We start from the raw sequence: 722 nt of genomic DNA, 5'->3' as shown, positions 1-722 counted from the left end.
TATAGAAGAATTAACAAAAGCTGTTGTAGAGAGTATAGTATCCACTCCAATGAATAATATTCGCAAGGCATCAGAGCTAGGCAATCCAGACATAATTGAAATGGCAAGCAAGTTATTTGACTATAAAAAACAAAAGGAATTAGACTAGAATTATATCTTACCCAGAAGAAATTTTTACAATGTCATTTCCAACTAGACGTCTTAGACGATTAAGAACATCTGAGAAAATGAGAGAATTAATTCAAGAAACCACTTTATCTTCTAGAGATTTAATCTGTCCAGTATTTGTTCAAGAAGATCTAAAGACACGAATCAAAGTAGAGTCAATGTCAGAAATTGAAAGACTTCCAATAGATGACATAAACGATGAGGTTGGAACTATTTCAGATTTAGGCATTCCAGCCATTATGTTATTTGGGATACCTGCAAAAAAAGATGAAAATGGCACTTCTGCATTTGATGATAATGGAATTGTACAAAAGGCAATTTCACAAATTAGAAAAAATTTTGGCGATAAAATAGTAATTATGGCAGATGTATGTCTATGTCAATTTACATCCACCGGTCATTGTGGAATAATTAAAGGAAATAAAGTCGATAACGACACAAGTTTAGAAACTCTGGCAAAAATTGCAGTTAGTCAAGCAAAAGCTGGAGTTGATACAGTATCTCCATCTGCAATGATGGATGGACAAGTTGCAACAATTAGAAAAGCATTAGAT

General features: G+C 33.0%; 2 pseudogenes. Both read left to right on the top strand.

Annotated features, from left to right (window positions below):
• Positions 1-148 (top strand): annotated as a pseudogene (locus tag BG20_RS13920) (glutamyl-tRNA reductase); the annotation flags it as partial.
• Positions 149-179: 31 nt separating this feature from the next.
• Positions 180-722: pseudogene (locus BG20_RS08990) on the top strand (porphobilinogen synthase); the annotation flags it as partial.

The organism is Candidatus Nitrosarchaeum limnium BG20 (genome assembly GCF_000241145.1).
Lineage (GTDB): Archaea > Thermoproteota > Nitrososphaeria > Nitrososphaerales > Nitrosopumilaceae > Nitrosarchaeum > Nitrosarchaeum limnae.
The sequence above is the reverse complement of the archived record's forward strand: the minus strand, read 5'-3'. Positions and strand labels throughout refer to the sequence as shown.